Genomic DNA, 15,409 nt, shown 5'->3' on the forward strand with positions numbered 1-15,409 from the left:
GCAGTGAATCCCGGATCAAGCCTGTCCTGAGCCTGTCGAAGGGTCCGGGATGGCGAACGCGTGGGTACGACTACGCCCCATCCACGCCACCGCGCTAGATCAGCCCGCGATATTGATGAATCCCCGGAAAGGCGAGGCTCGTTGCGCCATTGCGGCGGATCGCCCCGATCGCCTCGTCGACACGCAGGTAGCGCGCCCGCGCATCGGGTTCGAACAGCAACGTCGCTTGTTCGGGCCGGGCCGCGGCGATCTTCACCAGCTGCCCCAGCCCGGCCAGATCGACCGGCTGGCCGTTCCAGCGGATGACGTCGGCGGTATCGATGGTCACGCGATTTTCGTCGCGGACCTCGGTGAGCGGCGGCGGGTCGCCCGGCAAGGTGATATCGACGCTGTGCGTCGGCGGCGGGATGGTGATGATGAACATCACCAGCATCACCAGCATCACGTCGATCAGCGGGGTGGTGTTGATGTCGGGGTCGCCGTTCGGATCGGCGCGAAAAATGCTGCGATGAAACTGGCTACGGCGTCGGCGCATCGTCGCTCTCCCGGTCGGGCAGTCGCGCCGCGCGATCGGCGCCGCTTTGGCTGCCTGTACAGGCGCGAAACTGCTTCACGCCCATTTGTTATGGTATAACATTTTGCAGAAATGACAAGCGCCGGTTGTGGGGCCGGCGCCGCGCGGTCCTGTCCGATCGCAACGGGCCAGGCAAACCGAGCCGACGCGCGCACGAAAAAGGGCGGCGCCTCGCGGCACCGCCCTCTTTTTCTGTCCGTCCCAGTCGGGAGCGGAAACCGGTCTTACATGCCCGAGTTGGGGCCGTAAGTGATTTCCACGCGACGGTTCTGGTCGTTGCGAACGCCATCGGCGGTGGCAACAGCCGGACGGCTTTCGCCGAACGCTTCGGTGCTGATCGAGCCATCCGAGATACCGCGAGCGGTAAGATAGCTGCGAACCGCGGTGTTGCGGCGTTCCGACAGACCGACGTTGTACGTGGCCGAACCCGAACGGTCGGCGTGACCGGCGAGCATGACCTGGGTACCCGTGCAGCCCTGGTTGTAGGCGCTGATCGCGTTGTCCAGCGTCGAAGCCGCTTCCGGCGTGATGTTCGACTGATCCCAGTCGAAATACACGATGTACGGCCCAGGCGCGCAAACAGGCGGCGGCGGGGGCGGCGGGGGCGGCGGCGGGGGCGGCGGAGGCGGTGCCGGCGGCGTTTCGACCGGCGGCGGCGGCGGCTCAGCCCCACCGAAGTTGAACGTCAGCGTGCCCAGGATCGAGTGCGAACGGAAGCGCGTCGAAACGTCGCGGCCGGTCTGGTCGACCAGGTCGATCTTGTCGGCGTTGAAGAAACGATACTTCAGGCCAACGTCGATGCTGCGGGTCAGCGGCGCGCGAACGCCGGCGATTGCCTGCCACGCGAAACCGGTGTCCGAATCATCGATGAACGGACCGGCGAACACGGGTTCGACCGACACGCGAGCGACACCGGCGCCACCGCCGACAAAGCCCTGCAGGCCATCGTCGTCGCCGAAGTCCAGCATACCATTGACCATGAAGCTCAGAGCGTTCGAGTCACCGTTCAGCGGCGTCGAGCCGGTGAAAGTGCCCGTGCCATTCGCCTGCGAGGGAATCCCCGGCGTGTTGAAGCGGCCAGCCTTGATGTCGGCTTCACGATAGCCGACTTCGACTTCTGCGCGGAAACCACCAAAGTCGTAACCGACGGTGCCTTCGACGTCATAGCCGGTGCGGTGATCGAGCGAACCCGCATTGTTGAACGTCCCGATGTCGAGGTCCATGTCCTCGACGATCATCACGCCACCACCAACGCCTACGTACCACGAGTCGTCGCGCGCCAAGGCAGGCGACGCCAGGGCAGTGGAGGCCAATGCCATAGCAACGGCAAGCTTCCTCATATTAATTCCCCTTTCAATTGAGATTTACCTCTCGCCAGACGTCCTACTCGCGGCTTTGGTTCCGCGCAAGCGAACAAATCGCCAAACTGTTGCCGAAAAGTCGCACTTGCCGGGCGAACAGGGGGGAATGCAACCCGAAATCATCCTGACATCATAAGGCCATGCGCGTCGAGCAACAGAATCAGCGCAGCCAGCGTCGCGCGCGCTTCGGAGTCGATCACCGCGCCGCCCGACGGGCTGGCGAGCACCGTCGGCTCGACCCACGCCCCGCCTTCGAATCGCAAACACGCGCCATCGGCCAGGCGCACCATGCGCATCCCGTCGCGCGGCGCGGCGAAGCGCCAGCCGCCCGCCGTCCACAGCGCGATCCTATGATCGTGCCCGGTCCAGTCGCCGGTCGCCGTGCTCGCCACCAGCCAGCATTGCCCTGCCACCGGCGCTATCGGAGGGTCGGCCTGCGGCCCCGCCTCGACCGCGGCGTGGACCAGCGCGTCGAGCAGGGTCAGCGCCTCATTGTGCGTCACCTCCTTTTGCGCCTGCGCGGTCGCGAGCAGGGGCAGGGAAAATCGCGGTGTGAGCAACATGGCTTGGTCCTTTCAGGTCAAGAGCAATAGAAGCGGCGGCGATGGCGCAAAATCGCCGATCTGGCGGATTTCGATCGCCGTCGCCGGGGGAGTTTCGGCCAGCGTCGCCGCGTCGATGTGCAGCGCCGCGGCGGGGCAGTCCCACGGACCGACCCCGGCGACGGGCGGCACCGGTGCGACGCGCCAGGCTTCGCGGCTCTCGCCCAGCGGCAGGTCGACATGGTCGCGCCAGCCGGTGTCGACGCGGCTGCGCCGGATCCAGCTGACATCAACCCCGCCGGCGCCGTCGGCGGCGATCCGGCCGTGCACCGGCGCCAGCGGCCGCGCGGCGCCAGGTCGACGCGGCACGCGCGGTCGCCGAGCATCGCGCGGCACGACGGCGAGGTCGCGGGGCACACCGGCCGGTCGAGCGCGCGCGTCACCCCCTGCAGTTCCGCCGCAAACGCCCCGCCGCGCCGCTCGATCGCCCCCAGCACGCCGCGCGCGACCGTCACCGGCGCCGCATCGGGCACGGTCCAGTCGGTCACCGACAAAGTCAGCTCGGCGCCGTCCCAGCGCCCGGTGTCGAGGTCGCGCGCCGCAATCGCCGCGCTCGCGATCGCGCCCTCGATGTCCATCGTCGCGGCATCGATCTCGTCGCGCGTCTCGATTGCCGACGGTTTCATCCCCGGCGCAGCGCGAAAAACGACCCCGCCGACCATCAGGTCGCGGTCGTGCGACGTCAGCCCGATCACCACCCCGTCGCGCCGCGCCAGCCGCCAGCACCAGGCGAGCGATACCAGCTCTTCGCGCAGCCAGCCGGGTGCGGCAGTCATCGTCATGTCGAAGCCCCTTGGGGCGCCCGCACCTCGACCAGCGGCACACTCGCCAGCTCGCCCGCCAGAAACGTCGCGCGGCTCACCTCCAGCCGGTCGTCGGCAAAGCGCACCGCCACGTCGAAACGAAATCCCGCGCGCACCGCCGCGCCGACCGGCGCCGCGACGTCGAGCAGCACCTCGCCTTCGCCGGTCAGCACAAACGCCGCGGTCTCGATCCCGTCCACCGACACCCGCACGCTGCCGTCCACCGGCAGCCGGATCGCGCGCGCCTGCACCGCATCGCCGGCGCCATAACGCTTCGCCAGCGCGAACTGGCGACGGCTGCCATCGCCGATCCCCAGCCACTGGTCGTCGGCGGCGGGCGTTCCCCCGTCCGCTGCCGAACTCGCATCGAACGGGTCGCGAAAGCGGAACGCCCGCGCCGCGCCGCGCCGGGCGCGAAAGAAATCGGCGAGCGTCCGCACATCGGCCTCGGACCGGATGCCCGGCCCCGCGTCATACCGCATCCGCGCCTCGGCCCACTCGCTCGCGCGCTGCTCGTGCCCCGATGGCGAGGCGACGATCTGGGTCGAAAATTCGGTGATCGCCAGCGCCTCGCGCCCGATCGCCAGCGGGAAATCCACCGCATCGAAAGCCTGCACCGCATCCTCCCCCTCGTCCGCCTCGTCGAATGTCACAAAACCGTCGCGCGCCACCTGCGGCAGCGCCCAGACAAAGGTCCGCGCCACCCCCGCGCGCCGCGCCGCCGCGGCGGCATCGGCGATCGCCGCCCACCCGGCGCGCTGCTCGGGCAGCAGCACGAAGCCCGAAAAATAATGCTGCTCGTCGATCGGATAACCCAGCCGCAGGGCCATCGCCGCGCGGGCCGGGGCGGTCTCGGCGCCGCGCCCGCCGGTCACCCAGTCGTAATCCTCCAGCTGCAAGACATCGAAGGCCGGCTTCGCCCAGCCGATCGGCACATTGGCGCGCCGCACCTCGGGCGCTGCCGGATCGAGCACGGTGGGCAGGAACACCAGCAGGTACGACGTCAGCCCCGCCGCCCCGGCCTCGTCGCGCGCCGCCGCGACCAGCGCCGCCGTCGATCCCGCGAGCAGCGCCCCCAGCGCGTCGAGCATCGCCGTCTGCGGCCCCGTCAACGCCCCGCGCACGTCGGCCATCACGACGCTCGCTCCGCCCAGCGCGGCCGTCGTCGCATCGTCATAGGCACAGATCCGGCCGCCCGGATTGACCCACCACCACGGCTCGCCGACCTGGAACGTCACCGGCAGGCCCGCCTCCAGCGCGATCGCCACAAACGCCCGCGCCACCAATTGCAGATATCCCATCGCCGCCGCGTTGGCGGGCGACAGCAGGGTCGACGGCGGCACCCAGCCGGTCAGCGCCGGGGCGCCGCCCGCATCGCGCTGTTTCCAGTCGTCCCGGCAATATGCGTCGAACAGCTCATACGACAGCGACCAGATCACCCCCAGCCCGGCGTCCGCGCACGCCGCGGCCAGCGCCCGATGCCACGCCGCCGCCGGCCGATTGAGCGCCCCGCCCGCGACGCTCACCGCGAACCCGTCGACCAGGCCTTCGAGCCGCATATAATGGCTCATCCCGACATAATGGACGACGTCGCCGCGATAGCCCAATTGCACGATCTGCCGCACCACCCGCGCCGGGGTCAGATGATAGCAATCGTCATAACCGTTGGTCATCCCCAGCCCGTGCTCGGGCAGCACCGCGTCGCCGATCGCCAGCACCGATCCCGATCCCGAACAGACGATCTCGCGCATCTCGGCCCAGCCTTCGACCGGCGCCGCCAGCACGCCGTCGCCGCCGTCATACGTCGGCGAAACCAGCGAAATGAACATCCGGTCGATGTCGCCCGCCCACACCGGATCGGCCTCACCCGGCAGCAGGAACCCGCCGTTCAGCGCATCGAAATCGAGGGTGACGAGCGCATCCTCGCCCGTCCCCTCGGCATAATTCCACAATCGCACATACCAGGCGCGCGGCGTCCCCCCGGCATCGCGCCCCTCGATCGTCAGCGTCGGCCCGTGCAGCGCGTCGAGCGGTTTCACCCCGCCCGACCGCCACCGGAATGTCAGCTGCGTGTGCCGGAAATCATGGCTGGTCTCATAGCCGAGCAGCGCATGGTCCCAGCGATCCGCCGCCTCCCAGATCAACCCCGCCAGGTCCTGCTTGCGATAGAATACCGCCTCGACGCGCAGCGCCCCCGGCGCATCGCTCACCACGCTCGCCATCATCGGCCGCGCGAAATCGACCGTCCAGAACCGCGGATCGAACCGCTTGATCCACCCTTTGCGATGATGCGCCTCAGCCGCCACCAATGCCCAGCCCATCAATCCTCTCCGCTCGCGACCGCGCGCCGCACCGCGCGCGCCAGCTGCCGCCCGGTCTGCGCCAGCCGCTGCGGTTCGCCCGCCGCCGGTCCCTGCACATTCACCGTGATCGCGATGTTGCGCACCCCGCCGCCGCCCGCCGCCTCGATCCGCCCGCTCGCGGTCGGCACGAACAGTTCCGGCCCGCGCTCGCCGACGCGATAGGCGCGCCCGGCGCTCACCGGCCCGCCCGTCGCGCGCCCCGGCGCCCCGAACAGCGCCATCGCGATCGACGTCCCCAGCGACAGCAATCCCCCGCCGCCGCCCGATCCGCCGCCGCCCAGCGCCGCGCCGATCCCGGTCGAAATCGCCGCGCGCGCGATGTCGGCCATCACCGACAGCGCCAGCCGCTTCAGATCCTCGAACCCCAGCTTGCCGCTGACGATCGCGCGCGACAGCGCCTGTTCGATCCGCCGCCCCGCCGCATCGGCGCCCGCCCCCAGCGACCCTTCCAGCTCGCCGCGCAGCGCCCCGATCTCGCGCCGAAACGCCCCGGTATCGGCGCGCACCGCGACGATCATCTCATCGACCTCATCCATCGGGAAATTGCTCCATCATCACCGCCAGCGCCGCACCATCGACCGCCGCCGCATCGCCCGCGGCCGCGCCCCACCCCGCGAGCACCGCCCGCACATCGGCAGGCGTCGCCGCCCAGAATTCATCGGGCCGCCACCCCGCGACACGCGCCATCAGACCCAGCATATGCGCTGCGCCGGGTCCGAAAAACGGTTCGCTGGCCGCCTTGGTTGGAAACGTCACCGTCATCGGCTCCCTCGAACATCGGTCCAAAGAGATCTCACACAAAGGCACGAAGGCACGAAGAAGGGGCTCGGGCGGCGAAGCCGCTCACCCCTCTGCTTCGGCGCGCCATGGCGCAGCCGTCGCATGGCTTGGCAAGCCATCACCGCACAAGACATCTTTGTGCCTTTGTGCCTTTGTGTGAGCTTCTTCTTATTTTTCTTTTTTTGGCCTCGAAGGGCAGCCCTCACCGCCCCGACAAGATCTGCCCCAGCAGCACGCGCAGCGCCGGGGTCACCGCCGCCAGCCCCGCCGCGACGACCGCCTCGCCCACCGCCTCGCGGGTCAGCGCCTCGGGCCGGTCCCGCACGCAATGCCAGAACAGCGCCGCCAGCTCGCCCAGCGCCAGCCGCCCGTCGGCCGCGCGCTCGACCAGCGCGAACAGCGGCCCCAGCTCGCTCTCCGCCGCGACCAGCGCGGCAAAGCTCGGGCGCAGCACATGCACCGCGCCGCCGACGCTCAGCTCGGCCTCGCCGCGCAGCGGGTTCGCCGCCATGGTGCCCGGCCCGCTCACAGGCTGACCACCGCGCCGCTGCTCTCCAGGCTCAGCGTATAATTGCGCTCGCCGTTATAATCGCCGGCATAGTCCAGCCGCGTGACCAGGAACCGCCCCTGCATCCGCTCGCCGCTTTCGAAGCTCAGCTCATAATCGTCGATCGCGCCCGCCAGCGCATGTCCGCGCAGCCGCACCTCGGCGTCGGACCCGGTAAAGATCCCCGCCGCGCTCACCGACACCGATCGCACCCCGGCGCCCGACAACAGCTCGCGCCAGCCACCCGAATCCTTGGTCGTGACGTTCACCGCCTCGCCGTTCACCGACAGCTGCGTCGTGCGCAGCCCGGCAACCGTGGCAAAGGCCGGCGGCACTGCACCGTCACCGATCTTGAGCAGAAAAGCGCTCCCATTTTCGATTGCCATCGTCTATTCTCCTTGGACAGAAAAAATCATGCTTCACGGGGAGTCGCAGGATGCTGATCACGACATTGCTTCTGGCCGCCATGGCCCCTTCGCCGACCGCCGCGGTCGACACGACGCGCGCGGCCTTCGCCAAATGCCTTCGCGTCCACATGAAGACGTCGCTCGAGGCGAAGATGGAGACCGCCGAATATGAAATGGCGCTGAAGGCGACGTGCGAAACCGAACGCGACGCCTTCCGCAAAGCCGTCATCGCGCTCGACCGCTCGGCCGGCGAATCCGAAGCCAACGCCACCGAAAGCGCCGACATGCAGGTCGACGACTATCACGCCAATTTCACCGACAAGTTCAAGGACTATAAGGACACCAACTCCCTGCCCGGCGACTAGCGCCTCGGGGTCTGGACGTTAGCACGCTTCGTCGCCGGTCCTCCCCCGCAGGGGGAGGGGGACCACCCGCAGGGTGGTGGAGGGGCACAGGAGGTCATACGCCGCGCTCGACACCGCGTACCCGATCCGGGATGACGATGCGGGTAACGCCCCCGAGCATCCGAAACCCACTAGGAAGCCCGAATTCCCCAAGCTAGCATATGCCGATGCGCTCTATTTTATCCGCCCTCCTGGCCGTCGGCCTGTTTGCCCAGCCCGCCAACGCAGAACCGAACCTGGAAAAAGGCTTCGACGGCGCACTAAGAGGCTGCGAGCAATGGTTGCTCGATCCGGCGAGCTGGGCCGACGGACTGGGGCCGTTTATCGCGGCCGTGGGGCTCGGCAATCAGATGGCGCTTGTCGAAAGGGTGGACGAGGCGAACCTGCCGCCCCCGCCCATGCGTAAAGCGATGCATTACTGGCGGATCAACTCCACGCCCGTCGCGGGCTATGTCCTGGTCGTCTCCGACCGACTGCCGATGTGTCACATCACCGGCGGCGGCGGCGCCGATCTTCAACCCAGCGTCGAGACCGTTCTGTCGTCACCGGCCTTCGGTCAGCGCTGGGAACAGCAACAGGCGCGTTCGGCGTCCGACATCATCACCACCACATTCCGCAATCGCCTCGACCCCGCTTTATCCATCGTCATCAGCCGCGCATCCGGTCCCGCCCAACGGCTCGACCGCGTTCAACTGATCGCCACCGCCACTTATCAGCTAGGCAAATAAATTTGCCTGTAATGTCTGCTCGCGACCAGTTGCGGGCATTGAAAACATAATTAAAAGCCTACGTCATGACGAGACTGATAACCCGACGACCATTTCTCTGCGGAATGTTGACCGGCGCCGCCTTTGTAATTGCAAGCGCCGGCGTTGCGGCATGGTATTCCAATGAACCAACCACACAATATCTTCGAGTGATTGACGATAACTTTGACTACATACTTGGGCCGAACCACAAGCCGGAGGACGGCCCTCTGAGCGCGAAGCTCATCCGGAATTGTAAGATCAAAAGGTTCGTAACGGACACACCCGATTTGGATTATGCGGGGTCATCATTCGTCAGAATCGACGGAATGCCGAAAGCGAACTTGAACTGTCTAATTGGAGAAGCGCGGATCAATTCAATGTCACTCGCAATCGTCGATGACATAGACACTACACCAACTGACTGCATAGGCGGTTGGCCCACCCGGTTCAAAGATCGAGAGGCGGGCGACTTCCAACTTTGCCGCGGTAAAAATCCCAACCCGATCTTTGTCTCGGTCCCGGCTCCCAAACGCTAAGTCCGCTCCCCCCCCCCCTCACCCCGCCACCAAACACCGGCACCGCACGACCACCTCGTGCCGCCAGCCGCCATCCTTCGCCAGGCTCAGCCGCGTCCGCACCACCCGCGCCGCGACGATGCGCCAGCCGGCGGCGTTCCCGCGCAGCAGCGCCGCCGCCGCCTCGATCCGCGCCGCCGCGCCGTCCGCGTCCGCCGCGCGCCCGGCGCCGACCAGCGCCAGCGTCAGGCGCACCTCGCGCCCCGCCGCGTCCTTCGTGCCCCAGTCGCGCCCTTCCGCCGCGCCGACCGTCACATAGGGGGCGGTGGCGCGCGCCGGGACGCCGTCGAACACCCCGTGAACCGCGGCCGCCAGCGCGGCGTCGCCCGCCAGCACCGCCAGCGCGCGTTCGCGCACCGCCTGTTCGGCGGCGCTCATCGCCCGCCGCCCAGGCCGATCCGCCGCCATGGTTGCCACAGCGCCGCGATCGCCGCCGGCGGCGCCGCGCCTTCGCCGTCGCGCGCGTCGTGCAGATGCTGCGTCATCCGCAATATGCCTTGGCGGATCGCCTCGGGGATCGCATTCGCCCCCGCCGCCATCCCGGCGCGATACGCGATCCGCAGCCGCACCGCGTCGCCCGGATCGTCGATCCGCACCCGCCCGGTCCCGTCGCGCCCGACCTCGAGGCGCCAGCCGTCCGCATCCAGCGCCGTCTCGCCGCCGCCTTGCGCCAACGCGAACACCGCATCGACCGCAACCACCGGCCGCGCGCCGAGTGTCACCGGTCCGGAGCCCGGCGCCAGCACCTCCTCCGCCGCGCGGACGACCAGCCACTGGCCGACGAACGCTTCGCAGATGTTGGTCGCCGCGCGCACCAGCGCCGCAACGACCGCATCGTCGGCGCTCGTCCCCAGCCGCAACCAGCCGCGCGCTTCGTTCAAACTCACCGGGGCCTCGCCCGGCAGCGGGCTCGCCAGCATCACCGGTCCTCCACCCGCACGGTCAGCGACCGTTCGTCGATCTGCCCGTCGCTCATCGTCACCCGGTTGGTGACGCGATAGGCATGGCCGGCGATCCCGCCCGCCAGCGTCGCGACCGCCTTGGTCAGGTCGTGGCTCGCCGCCGCGACCGTCACCCCGTCGGCCTCGTCGGGCGCGACGCTCCACGCGCTCGCGACGATCGCCTGCCCCGCCAGATAGGCATCGCCCCAGTCGAACTCATAATCGATCCGCGCCCCCGGATCCTTCACCGCCAGCGTCATCGCCCCGTCTCCTTTTCTGTTTCAGGGTCACGCCCCTTAGGGTCGCCGCGCGACCACCCTCCGGTCGCTCGCGGCCCCCGGCACCGCGCGCCGCTCGCCCATCCGGGCCATATGCACCGGCGCCCCGCTCCATTCGCCGGGCAGGCTGCGCGCGCCGCCATCGCCGACCGCGCGCGCGCCGATCGCGCCGCCGGTCATGCCGCCGCCTCGATCGCCGCCACCCGCGCCGCCAGCCCCGCGATCAGGAACAGCGCCAGCTGGTCGGGCCGGATACCGAACCGCCCGCCCGCCTCATCGTCACCGGCCTCGGCGTCCCAGCACAGAAAGGCATAGGGGGTCGCCCCCGGCGCCCCCGCGGCGTCGATCGGCTCGACCAGCCCTTCGTCGGCCATGATCGCCCACACCGCCTGCGCGCGCACCCCGAAATGGCGCCGCGCATGGTCCTCGCCCTTCGCGGCGATCGCGCTTTGCCAGCGGAAAAAGCCCAGCTCGTCCGCGATCCGCGTCGCCGCGCGCAGTTCGGCGGCGCTCGCCGCGCCGCCCCACGCCTTGTCGCGCGCGTCGCTGGTGTTGATTGTGCCGGTCCCGGCATAGACCACCGACCAGCGATAGCCCGCCGCGCCCAGCGTCTGAAGATTGTCGGCGCCCGCCCGCACCGCGCCGCTCGTGTCGAGCACCAGGCGCGTCAGCCCGGCGGCGACGTCGTGGATCGAACAGCCCGCCTGGCCGACATTCTGGATCCCCGAAACCAGGTCGTACGAGCGCGCCGACGAACTGTTGGTGATGCGCAGCCGGGCATTGCTCTGGTCGGCGCTGACCAGCTCGAGCAATTTGCCCGGTGCCGCGGTGCCGATCCCGACATTGCCGCTCGCGGCGATCCGCAGCCGCTCGGTCCCGCCGGTCGCCACGCCCACGCTATCGCTCGCGGGGCGGAAAAGTCCGGTGTTGCCATCGCTGGCAAAGCTCAGCGACGGCGCCGCCGCGCTCCCCGCCGGTGCCGCCAGCGGCGCGCCCAGCGTCACCACCCCGCCCGCATCCTGATACGCCAGCGTCGCCAGCGGAATATTCACCCAGTCGCTGCCGCGCCGCACCGTCAACTGGTCGCCCGCGGCGCCCGTCGCGGCGGCGGCGTGCGCAGTGGAAACCGGCTGCTTGCCCGCCAGCGCACCGGTCAGCGCCGCGACGCTCGCATCGTGCCCCGCGAACCAGTCGGCCCCCGCGACCAGCGCGATCGTCTTCAGCCCCGGGGTGAAATCGACCGCCGCGCCGCCCGCCGACGACGCCGCGACCGCGTCGCGCTGCAACCGGCCTTCGCCGTCGATCCGCCCGCTACCGACCTCCCACTCGGCGGGCGCGGCGATCCCGGCGATCGCATAATAGAACATCGTATCGACCGGCACGGTGCCGGCAAAGGCCCGGTGGCCGGGCGCCGCGCCGCTCGGCGCCAGCGGCCCGGTGCCGCCCGCGTCGCACAGTTCGCGCACCAGGTCGGCGAAAAAGGGGTTCGGCATGGCAGCGCCATCCTTTCCAGATCAGATCGCAAGGAAGATGATTTGCCGCGAAAACGCCCGGCTCGCCCCGAAAGGGGAAGGACGAACCGGGCGCCCATCGCGCGCCAGGGAAAGTCTTAGCTGGCGGCGAATTTCATCAATTTGATGGCCTGCGAATCGATGATCGCGCCGCCGACCCTTTTGGTTGCATAAAAATGCACGAACGGCTTGTTGCTGAACGGATCGCGCAGGATCCGCGTCTCGCCGCGGTCGGCGATCAGATAGCCGGCGCGAAAATTGCCGAACGCGATCGACAGGCTGTTCGCCGCCACATCGGGCATGTCCTCGGCCTCGACCACCGGATAACCCAGCAGCGTCGCCGCCTGCCCCTCGACCAGCCCCGGCTGCCAGATGAACGCGCCGTCGGTGGTCTTGAATTTGCGGATCCGCGCCAGCGTGTCCGAATTCATCACCCAGCTCGCCCCCTGCCGGTACGGCGCCTTCAGCGAATGGACCAGCTCGACCAGCCGGTCCTGCGGGTTCGACGCCGGAAAGGCCCCCGCCGTCCCCGTCGCCAGATGCTGCAGCGTCCCGAACGCCCGCACGCTGTCGACCTCGTTCGTCGTCGTATAGGTCAGGAACCCCTTCGGCCGGTTGGTGCCGTTGCCGGTCACGAACGCGCTGCCTTCGGCGACCGCGAACTCGCGCCCCAGCTGCTCGGCCAGCCAGTCCTCGACGTTGAACATCGCATCGTCCAGCATCGCCTGGCTCGCCGCCGGATTGGCGTACAGCTCGCCCGACGGCGGCACGATCTCGGCAAAGCTGCGCGTCGCGGTCTCGGGCCGCGGCGCCGTCTCGCCGACCCAGCCCGCCCCCATCGCGCCGGTCGCGACCAGCTTGCGATATCCGCTCGTCCCCGTCTGCACGACCGTCGCGATCGAACGGATCGGCGACAGCGAGGTCAGCGTCGCCGCGATCGCCGCGTCGATCTCGCGCGGCACCGCATAGCCGCCGTCGCCGCCCGACGCCCCCGACAGGCTCTTCATCTCGACGCCGGCATCGATCCCGCGCCGCAGATAGCGTTCGACAAAGGCACTGCGCGCCGGATCGGCCGCCTTCGCCCCGTCCAGCGGCAGCCGCGACGCCGCCACCGTCTGCGCATCGACCTGAGCCTTGAGCGCCGCGACCGACGCCTTCAACTCGTCGACCGCCTCCGCCGCCAGCACCGCATCGAACGCCCCATCGAGCGCATCCGCCTTCACTTCGATATCCATATCCATGCCCGTCACTCCTTCTGAAAAAATGGAATCCCTCCCCCTCGACGGGGGAGGGCTGCGCAGCCTTGGCAGCTTGCTGCCTAGGCGAAGCTGGGAGAGGGTGAGGCGGCCTCGCACACTCCACCGAGGTCCACCGCAATCACCCGCGCCAGCGGCTGCATCGGCATCGCCACCAAACTTACCTCGGCCAGGTCGAGCCCCAGCAGCTCGCGCGGCCGCACCCCCCGCGCCGCGGTCACCCGATAACCAAAGCTCAGTCCGGTCAGCGCCCCGCGCGCGACCAGCGCCGCCGCGGTCGGATGTGTTAGCCGCGCCACCACCCGCAGCCCGCGCGCATCCTCCGCCAATGTCTCGATGACCCCGACCACCGCGTCCGGCCGATGCTGCCACAGCAAAGGCACCGCGCGGCGCCCCCGCAAACTCGCCGCAAACGCCCCCGCCCGCACGAAATCGCCGCCGCGATCGACCCGATCGAACACCGCGGCGTAGCCGGCAAAGCGCAGGCTTTCGGCGCGCACCTCGGCGACGGCCACCCCACCCCTCACCGCAGCAACCCCGCAAAGCCCAGCTTCACCGCCAGCCCCACCACCAGCAACGCCAGCGCCCCGCGCACCGCCCAGTCGACCGCCGCCTTCCACGCGCTCGTCTTGGCATCGCGCCATGCGCCGAGCAGCTGGCGCAGATCGACCATGTCGTCGCGCGCCGCGGCATCGGCCAGCCCCAGCCGCGCCAGCGCCCGCCGCGCCCCCAACTCGCTCGCCTCCTCGACCACCGCGCGCAGCAGAGCCGCGTCAGGCGCGGCGGTTCCCGCCAGCGCGATCAACCGCGCCAGCGCCTCGTCTTCATCCATGTCGATGTCCTCACTAAAGCCCCTCCCCCTTGGACGGGGGAGGGTTGCGCAGCCTTGGCAGCTTGCTGCCTAGGCGAAGCTGGGTGGGGGTGGCCCGCCAGAGGCGAAAGCTACCCCACCCCCAACAACGCCTTCTTCTCCTCGGCGCTCAACCAGTCCGCCGCCGACACCTCGTGCCACAGCGCCATCCGGTCCTCGGCCAGCGCCGGCACCTGATCCAGATCGACCCGCAGCTCGGCGCCCTCGAACCACCCGCGCAGCCCTTGCGCGATCCCGCCCAAAATCTTGCCCACCAGCGGCAACACCGTCAGCCGCCACAGCGCGCGATTGGCCTCGCGGTAATTGGCATAGGTCGCGTCCCCGGGCAGCCCGAGCAGCATCGGCGGCACCCCGAACGCCATCGCAATCTCGCGCGCGCTCGCTTCCTTCAGCGCCAGGAAATCCATCTCCGCCGGCGACAGCGACAGCGCCTGCCAGCGCAATCCACCTTCCAGCAACAACGGCCGCCCCGCATTCGCCCCGCCTGAGAAACTCTCCGCTAGCTCCTCGCGCAGCCGGTCGACCTGCTCCGCCGACAGCGGCATCCCCTTGTCGCCCGGATCGTGGACCAGCGCCCCCGACGGCCGCGCCGCATTGCCCAGCAACGCTGCATTCCACGCCGCCGCCGCATTATGCGCCGCGATCGCCCCCGCCGCCGCGCCCAGGCACCCCGCGCCATAATGATCGTCGAGCGGATGCAGCGCCTTCACATGCACCACCGCGGTGCGCCCCGCGCCATCCTCGGCGGGCAGCACCACCGCCGACCCGCCGGCTTTATATCGATACGCGACCGGCCACCCGCGCGCGTCGGCCTCGACCGTCACCCGCTCGGGGCGCAGCGCAAACAGCTCCGCCGGCGCCCCCGCGCCATCGGCCAAAATCTGCACATAACCATTGCCGTGCAGCAGCAACTGCGCCGCCAGCGTCTCGACCAGCCCCTGCCCGGCCGCCGTCGCCGCCACCAGCCGCGCCAGCGCCGGATCGCTCGCCACCACCGGCGCCATCCCCGCCGCCTCGGCGACCAGCCGGACGCTGCGCTGGACGATCGCATTGCCCAGATAGCCCTCCCGCACCTGCGCCTCGAACGACAAGGGCGCGGGCGCCGCCCCCATCACGCCATATGTCCCATACACCCGCGACAAAGCGGGCCGCGCAGCACCCTGCGCAGCCTTCCGGCCAAACCAGTTCATGATGTTCTCCTACCCGTCGCGCAGCGACGCCGTGCTTCTTTGCCTCTCCACCCTCAAGGCTTGACTTGGGTCTGCCTACCACACCCTTCGTCATCCCAGACTTGATCCGGGATCCACAGCAGCGTTGAAGTCATGGACCCCGGATCAAGTCCGGGGTGACGATTGCATTTTTCCGCCACCTATTCCGCTGAATTGCG

20 protein-coding genes are annotated in these 15,409 nt (G+C 69.3%); 2 read left to right on the forward strand and 18 right to left on the reverse strand.

What is annotated here, in order from left to right:
• Positions 1-94: 94 nt before the first annotated feature.
• From HEQ22_RS13005 to HEQ22_RS13045, 9 genes are all read right to left on the reverse strand, one after another.
• A complete protein-coding gene (locus tag HEQ22_RS13005) occupies positions 95-535 on the reverse strand; it encodes an ExbD/TolR family protein (RefSeq protein WP_432768317.1) in 441 nt (146 codons plus the stop codon).
• A 263-nt stretch (positions 536-798) separates the two neighbouring features.
• Positions 799-1,914, reverse strand: coding sequence for an OmpA family protein (locus tag HEQ22_RS13010; RefSeq protein ID WP_432768318.1), 1,116 nt, complete (start codon positions 1,912-1,914; stop codon positions 799-801).
• A gap of 140 nt (positions 1,915-2,054) precedes the next feature.
• Positions 2,055-2,498 carry a DUF2793 domain-containing protein gene (locus HEQ22_RS13015; RefSeq protein ID WP_432768319.1) on the reverse strand — a complete coding sequence of 148 codons (444 nt, stop codon included), beginning with the start codon at positions 2,496-2,498 and terminating at the stop codon, positions 2,055-2,057.
• Positions 2,499-2,515: 17 nt separating this feature from the next.
• Positions 2,516-3,319: a DUF2163 domain-containing protein gene (locus HEQ22_RS13020; RefSeq protein ID WP_432768320.1), complete on the reverse strand. Its 804-nt coding sequence runs from the start codon at positions 3,317-3,319 to the stop codon at positions 2,516-2,518.
• Complete coding sequence (locus HEQ22_RS13025; RefSeq protein WP_432768321.1) at positions 3,316-5,661, reverse strand: DUF2460 domain-containing protein; 2,346 nt, start codon at positions 5,659-5,661, stop codon at positions 3,316-3,318. Before HEQ22_RS13025 ends, HEQ22_RS13020 begins: the two co-directional genes overlap by 4 nt.
• Complete coding sequence (locus HEQ22_RS13030; protein ID WP_432768322.1) at positions 5,661-6,239, reverse strand: tail tape measure protein; 579 nt, start codon at positions 6,237-6,239, stop codon at positions 5,661-5,663. Before HEQ22_RS13030 ends, HEQ22_RS13025 begins: the two co-directional genes overlap by 1 nt.
• Positions 6,232-6,459 (reverse strand): phage tail assembly chaperone, encoded by a 228-nt coding sequence (locus tag HEQ22_RS13035; RefSeq protein ID WP_432768323.1) that lies wholly within the window; start codon positions 6,457-6,459, stop codon positions 6,232-6,234. Before HEQ22_RS13035 ends, HEQ22_RS13030 begins: the two co-directional genes overlap by 8 nt.
• Positions 6,460-6,685: 226 nt before the next feature.
• Positions 6,686-6,994 carry a gene transfer agent family protein gene (locus HEQ22_RS13040; RefSeq protein ID WP_432768324.1) on the reverse strand — a complete coding sequence of 103 codons (309 nt, stop codon included), beginning with the start codon at positions 6,992-6,994 and terminating at the stop codon, positions 6,686-6,688.
• Positions 6,995-7,008: 14 nt separating this feature from the next.
• Entirely contained in the window at positions 7,009-7,416 is a 408-nt protein-coding gene (locus HEQ22_RS13045; protein WP_432768325.1) for a phage major tail protein, TP901-1 family, read from the reverse strand.
• Between the two features lie 50 nt (positions 7,417-7,466).
• On the opposite strand from HEQ22_RS13045, the gene HEQ22_RS13050 reads away from it, so the two are divergent.
• Positions 7,467-7,802, forward strand: a complete 336-nt coding sequence (locus HEQ22_RS13050) for a hypothetical protein (RefSeq protein ID WP_432768326.1) — start codon at positions 7,467-7,469, stop codon at positions 7,800-7,802.
• Positions 7,803-8,002: 200 nt separating this feature from the next.
• Positions 8,003-8,569: a hypothetical protein gene (locus tag HEQ22_RS13055; RefSeq protein WP_432768327.1), complete on the forward strand. Its 567-nt coding sequence runs from the start codon at positions 8,003-8,005 to the stop codon at positions 8,567-8,569.
• A 575-nt stretch (positions 8,570-9,144) separates the two neighbouring features.
• Here the strand turns inward: HEQ22_RS13055 and gp17 are convergent.
• The 9 genes from gp17 to HEQ22_RS13100 form a co-directional block, all read right to left on the reverse strand.
• Complete coding sequence (gp17, locus tag HEQ22_RS13060) at positions 9,145-9,543, reverse strand: tail completion protein gp17 (protein ID WP_432768328.1); 399 nt, start codon at positions 9,541-9,543, stop codon at positions 9,145-9,147.
• Positions 9,540-10,085, reverse strand: a complete 546-nt coding sequence (locus HEQ22_RS13065) for a head-tail connector protein (RefSeq protein ID WP_432768329.1) — start codon at positions 10,083-10,085, stop codon at positions 9,540-9,542. The genes gp17 and HEQ22_RS13065 overlap by 4 nt, the downstream gene beginning before the upstream one ends.
• Positions 10,085-10,366: a hypothetical protein gene (locus HEQ22_RS13070; RefSeq protein WP_432768330.1), complete on the reverse strand. Its 282-nt coding sequence runs from the start codon at positions 10,364-10,366 to the stop codon at positions 10,085-10,087. Before HEQ22_RS13070 ends, HEQ22_RS13065 begins: the two co-directional genes overlap by 1 nt.
• Before the next feature lie 36 nt (positions 10,367-10,402).
• Positions 10,403-10,564, reverse strand: a complete 162-nt coding sequence (locus tag HEQ22_RS13075; RefSeq protein ID WP_432768331.1) for a hypothetical protein — start codon at positions 10,562-10,564, stop codon at positions 10,403-10,405.
• Positions 10,561-11,877 carry a tail fiber domain-containing protein gene (locus HEQ22_RS13080; protein WP_432768332.1) on the reverse strand — a complete coding sequence of 439 codons (1,317 nt, stop codon included), beginning with the start codon at positions 11,875-11,877 and terminating at the stop codon, positions 10,561-10,563. The genes HEQ22_RS13075 and HEQ22_RS13080 overlap by 4 nt, the downstream gene beginning before the upstream one ends.
• Before the next feature lie 116 nt (positions 11,878-11,993).
• Positions 11,994-13,136, reverse strand: a complete 1,143-nt coding sequence (locus HEQ22_RS13085) for a phage major capsid protein (protein ID WP_432768333.1) — start codon at positions 13,134-13,136, stop codon at positions 11,994-11,996.
• Between the two features lie 77 nt (positions 13,137-13,213).
• Positions 13,214-13,666 (reverse strand): HK97 family phage prohead protease, encoded by a 453-nt coding sequence (locus HEQ22_RS13090; protein WP_432768334.1) that lies wholly within the window; start codon positions 13,664-13,666, stop codon positions 13,214-13,216.
• An 8-nt stretch (positions 13,667-13,674) separates the two neighbouring features.
• The gene (locus HEQ22_RS13095; protein WP_432768335.1) at positions 13,675-13,983 is read right to left on the reverse strand and encodes a DUF6127 family protein; all 309 of its coding nucleotides are present in this window, start codon (positions 13,981-13,983) and stop codon (positions 13,675-13,677) included.
• Between the two features lie 110 nt (positions 13,984-14,093).
• Positions 14,094-15,212, reverse strand: a complete 1,119-nt coding sequence (locus tag HEQ22_RS13100) for a phage portal protein (RefSeq protein ID WP_432768336.1) — start codon at positions 15,210-15,212, stop codon at positions 14,094-14,096.
• Positions 15,213-15,409 lie beyond the last annotated feature (197 nt).

The organism is Sphingopyxis sp., from assembly GCF_050916055.1.
In the GTDB taxonomy this organism is placed as follows: Bacteria; Pseudomonadota; Alphaproteobacteria; order Sphingomonadales; family Sphingomonadaceae; genus Sphingopyxis.